The following is a 4,378-nucleotide window of genomic DNA, read 5'->3' as shown; positions in this document are numbered from 1 at the left end:
CAAGACCTATCGATTGTTCTTGTTGTAACGCTTTTCCAACTGCTGGAGATGCGCGCTCAAGCTCTCGACTTGCCTGCTCAAGTTGCCGACTTGCTGACGGAGTTCGTTGTTCTCTTTCGAGGTAGTCTCGAACATTTGTACTAACCCGTTGTAAGACGTTACAAAGTCGTTGTGTTGTTTCTCGTGTTGAGTCTGCAATTGCTCGAATGCGTTCAATAATTGGGTTTCTAACTCGGTCATTTTCTAGTACCCCTCTGGTATGAACATCGGTCTGTCGTCGCTGTTTCTCGTCCAACTGCCACTGTCCTCGGCTGCTGCTATGCAGATCCGTTCCCCGCACAAACTCAGGTGGATTTTCCCGCCTTTGGATTCCAGTACTTTCAGTGCCGATTGCTGATTGCTGATCTCTATTTGGTTCTGGGCGATGATTATTCCCTGCCACCAAATCACGCTCGAACAAGCGACCAAAACAAGCACTACGCTCAGCACTATCCAAAGCCAACTTTTCAAAACTAATGCGCTCATGCGTTGGTTCTGGGCGCGAATGTCGCCTTTGATTTTCTGCTCGCTTGATCTCAACGCCTGTTCTATAAACGTCTCGTGCCTCTCGAATTCGCTCTTGAGACGTTGCTCTGTATCGTGCGCTTGCTGTTTCGATTTCTTCTCGAAGTCCTGCGCCAAACTTAAAATCTTGCTCATAAATCAGCCCTTTCAATCGAATGTTTCGACCGCCTTCTGGGTCGGATATGGAAATACTTTTTTTGGTTTGTCTAACAACCGAAAAACCAACGCCCTCAAGCGCGTTGACCAAATCTTGTCTATTGCTCAACTCTCCATTGCCAGCCATAGACAACAATCCATCAGTGATAGCTCTCGCAGCTTCATGCTTTGGCTTAGGCAAATTTCGAGGCGTAGTGAGCTCTCGTTTATTGATGGGATCATCAGGGTCATGGAGTTTTAAAATGGCATTCGTTGCAATCTTCCATGCGTTGATTCGAGGCTTATCAGCTTTTTCAAAATAGGGCTGTAACCTTTTGCCTGATAACAGTTCAACATTAGGCACAACAAAATTGAGCTCCAAGCGTCCCTTGTCTCGATGTTCAACCCAAAGACAAGAATATTGATCGGCATCGAGACCAGGTAACAATGCTTTCTCGAAACTCGACATAATTTTATCTTTGGTCGCCCGATCAAGGTCGGACTCTTCAAATGACAAAACGCCAGAGGTGTACTTCTTCGCGTAAGGACTGGAATCAATCAAATCTTGAATCGCATCAGGATCGCCACGATCTAAAGTGGCACCGTCACGAGCGCGGTCTTTTCCTAGTAAATAATCGACTGGTCCCGATCCTCTACCTGCGCCCCTAGCATGAAATTTAACTATCATCTTTCGCGTTCTCCATCCTCATTAGATTCAGCTCACGCTGAAGACTCGATAACGCTGCAATGATTTGAACTCGATCAACCGGCTTCCAATCTTGACTGTGAATAGCTCGTGCAATTTGATTTAAGTTATTGCCCATTCCAGAAAGCTGCCTCAACAATGCCGGGTCGACATTGGGAACTTGATTCGCTCGAGGCACTTTTGCCCCTAAGCAATATTCACGCATCCATTCAGCAAGTCGAGGTTTTGGACATCTCTCCATTAATGCTGAGTACTCATCATCGGTTGCTCTGATTTTGATTATCTTCTCTCGTTTATCCACGAAAAGTTCTCCTAGCCGCTGAGGGAAGTTAGCTCGGAACGAGGTCACTTCTCGAAGTGGTTAACTGGGGTAAAGGGGGCGTTAGCGCCCCTTTCCAGCTCACAGAGAAACGAGCGTAGCGAGTGCACTCTGTGTATGCTGGCTTAAAACAAAAACCGCGTGATTAGACTAGCATAAAAAGTGAGCTAAAGAAGAATGAAAATAAATATACGGGGACAGTGCCAAAGATTGGCATTAAGTGGCTTTCCGCTTGCTCGGTGTTCGGACGCTACGCTTACTCACACACAGCGCCTAGCGGTATAAATGGAAGAAACAATGGTACAAGCGCGGCGAGAAATCAGCCCTTTCGGCTGCGCCGACCCCTACCTTTTTTCAAACTCAATTTGAGTGATTTTAGGTACCGATATGGTCGCTTTCAGATTGGGATTTTTCTCTTACCCTTTCGGGCTGCCCTGCGCTGTGAGTTAGGCTTTACGCCCCCATTCCGGTCTCACAACACTAATCATTTATTCCTTTCCCGCTTATCCCCTCTAGCAGCTACAAGGGGCGGATTTATCGAGCGTTTGCTTAGTTCTGATTAGTGCCTTTACCATGCCACCTTTGGAATATCCCTTGGTCGGTGGCTGATGCGCGTCGCTCTGTCCAAAACATCTTGAATCCAAACAGAGTGCAGGAGTACTTGAATTGCTTACGTGATATGGCTATCATGAAAGGACTTAACGGGTTCTCAAATCGTTTAAGTACTCCGAAATAAACCACCTTACCGGGTGGTTTTTTCACATCTAGGGAAAGAGATTAATCCCAAAAGCGATTGATCTCAATGATCCTTTTAGCCGGTCATGAATTTTTCCACAAAAAAGCCTCCCCTAGGGGAGGCTTTTTTTGTTTCTAAACCCCAGTACGGATTAAGTGCCGTTACGTTAAATGAACGTCATTATCACAATTGATATTACCTAGAGTGAGCTACAAAACCCCAGCCTCTCTAAGCATTTTCTCAGCCTCTTTTTGCAGCATGAATAGCTTGTTTGGGTTGTTGGGAAATGGTGAGAATCCAATTGCTACATAAAGGTCATGAGCAGGCTTATTTTTAGCTTCAACGATAATCATCGGTTTTGGAACCAAGTCAGATGAATTAATCGCATTAGTTATTGCATCTATAACCAGCATCTCGCCGAACCCCTGTCTTTGATGAGCCTTGTTAACAGCCAATCTTCCGAGCAAGGTGCAATACACTTCTGTGGGATATTTTTTTGCAATTTCAGGAGGGAGCTCTTTTAAATCAACTTTACAAAGAGCAAGAGAATAAAAGCCTTTTATTTGGGATTCATTCTGTTCTGAAGTTAGGACAAATGTTCGTGATAAATCTTTCTTATCATGCTGACCAGACACTTGTTTTAGGTAGTTATTAAGAGCAGGTTCGCCGCAATCAAATTTATTTCGGTCATGTACGTTTTTATCTAGTGCTGAAATTCTCATTAGTTATAGTTTCCTTATATTTACGAGCTGCCTTAAGGAAACGGTGATTAGTTTGCATAGGTCTTTCAAATGCGCTGACAAAAGCCAAAGCATCTTCCTGACAAAGTGTTATGACCATATTCTGCTCAATTAGCCTTTTTGCCTCTGCTACCGCAGCGTTAGCAATAAAACTATTTAAACTGGCATAACCTGATAACGCCACCGCCCTTTCAAGTAACTCTTTAGTTTCTGAATTTACCCGAGTGGTAATTCTTTCATTTGTTAATGTGCCCATAAGGCTTCTCCTGCCGCACTTTCTGCGGTAATAGTTCACTTGGAAACACCCACTACTCTGATTGATTTTTTAGAGCTAGAGGAATGTATTGAAGGTGAAATGCGAAGTTTTAGCTTCATTTTTAATGATAGCACAACAATTTAACAAAAGTCAATACATGTGCCAAAAAGACACCACACTAAAAGTTCCTTTCCGTCTCGGTGGTCATTATTACTATTATCAATCGCGTGACTCCGTAACGAAGAACGGCTCCCAATAGGGAGCCGTTCTTGTATCTAAACCTACTGGTGCGGACTAATTTACGTTACGTAAAATGGCAATGATGCTGTAAAAAAAGGCGCCACTAAGACGACCCTTTTACTAGTGTTACGGATATTACTCCGTGTTATCTGGTGTTCTATAAATCTGTAACCAATGTCTACCCGCAGTACTTGTCGGTGGTGCTAATTCGTGATCACGAATAGTACAGTATCGACCATACTTAGTTACAACCGTATGATTTGTCGTGTTCATTTTACACTCTTGAAAAGAGCCCCCATCTCGCCCGACTTTATTACCAGGCGCTACATAAATAGCCATATCAAAACCCAATCAGTTAAATAGCAACATTGCTCATATGAGATATAGGGGCAACCCAAAGTAAAACAAGGCTATACCCTTTAAAATACGGTAGTCATTATTCCTATTATGTTAAACGGACGAGTTAGCTATCAAAAACACACCTCAGAAGCCCTCAATCGTCCCAGAATCGATTTATAAGCACTTACTAAGCCATGATTACCCAGAAATCGGGCTGTAAGTTTGTGACGCTTTCAGGGCGATTTACAGGGCATAAAAAGCAAGTTTGATTTAACCCTTTAAATACAACCAACGCGCCATTTCTTACAAACTCATTCCGCGATCACCTATCTCACGGTCAAGA

At 43.6% G+C, this 4,378-nt stretch carries 4 protein-coding genes and 1 pseudogene; all 5 read right to left on the bottom strand.

Annotated elements, in window-relative coordinates; translation table 11 throughout:
- Window positions 1–243: 243 nt before the first annotated feature.
- On the bottom strand, window positions 244–699 hold the full coding sequence (locus tag PL85_RS19075; RefSeq protein WP_372041944.1) for an MbeB family mobilization protein: 456 nt from the start codon (window positions 697–699) through the stop codon (window positions 244–246).
- 373 nt (window positions 700–1,072) lie between these two features.
- Window positions 1,073–1,387, bottom strand: a pseudogene (locus PL85_RS19070) (mobilization relaxase); the annotation flags it as partial.
- Window positions 1,377–1,706, bottom strand: a complete 330-nt coding sequence (locus PL85_RS00705; RefSeq protein ID WP_115340366.1) for a MobC family plasmid mobilization relaxosome protein — start codon at window positions 1,704–1,706, stop codon at window positions 1,377–1,379. The gene PL85_RS00705 and the pseudogene PL85_RS19070, both read right to left, overlap by 11 nt.
- 963 nt (window positions 1,707–2,669) lie before the next feature.
- Window positions 2,670–3,182 carry a GNAT family N-acetyltransferase gene (locus tag PL85_RS00700; RefSeq protein ID WP_115340367.1) on the bottom strand — a complete coding sequence of 171 codons (513 nt, stop codon included), beginning with the start codon at window positions 3,180–3,182 and terminating at the stop codon, window positions 2,670–2,672.
- Entirely contained in the window at window positions 3,160–3,456 is a 297-nt protein-coding gene (locus PL85_RS00695; protein WP_115340363.1) for a type II toxin-antitoxin system TacA family antitoxin, read from the bottom strand. Before PL85_RS00695 ends, PL85_RS00700 begins: the two co-directional genes overlap by 23 nt.
- Window positions 3,457–4,378 lie beyond the last annotated feature (922 nt).

The sequence above is a fragment of the Vibrio anguillarum genome (genome assembly GCF_001989995.2).
Classification (GTDB): domain Bacteria; phylum Pseudomonadota; class Gammaproteobacteria; order Enterobacterales; family Vibrionaceae; genus Vibrio; species Vibrio anguillarum.
The sequence above is the reverse complement of the archived record's forward strand: the minus strand, read 5'-3'. Positions and strand labels throughout refer to the sequence as shown.

Excerpts from the sequence above, each read along its gene's own strand:
- PL85_RS19075 (WP_372041944.1), bottom strand. The coding sequence starts at position 699 with ATGAGCAAGATTTTAAGTTTGGCGCAGGACTTCGAGAAGAAATCGAAA.
- PL85_RS00700 (WP_115340367.1), bottom strand. The coding sequence starts at position 3,182 with ATGAGAATTTCAGCACTAGATAAAAACGTACATGACCGAAATAAATTT.
- PL85_RS00695 (WP_115340363.1), bottom strand. The coding sequence starts at position 3,456 with ATGGGCACATTAACAAATGAAAGAATTACCACTCGGGTAAATTCAGAA.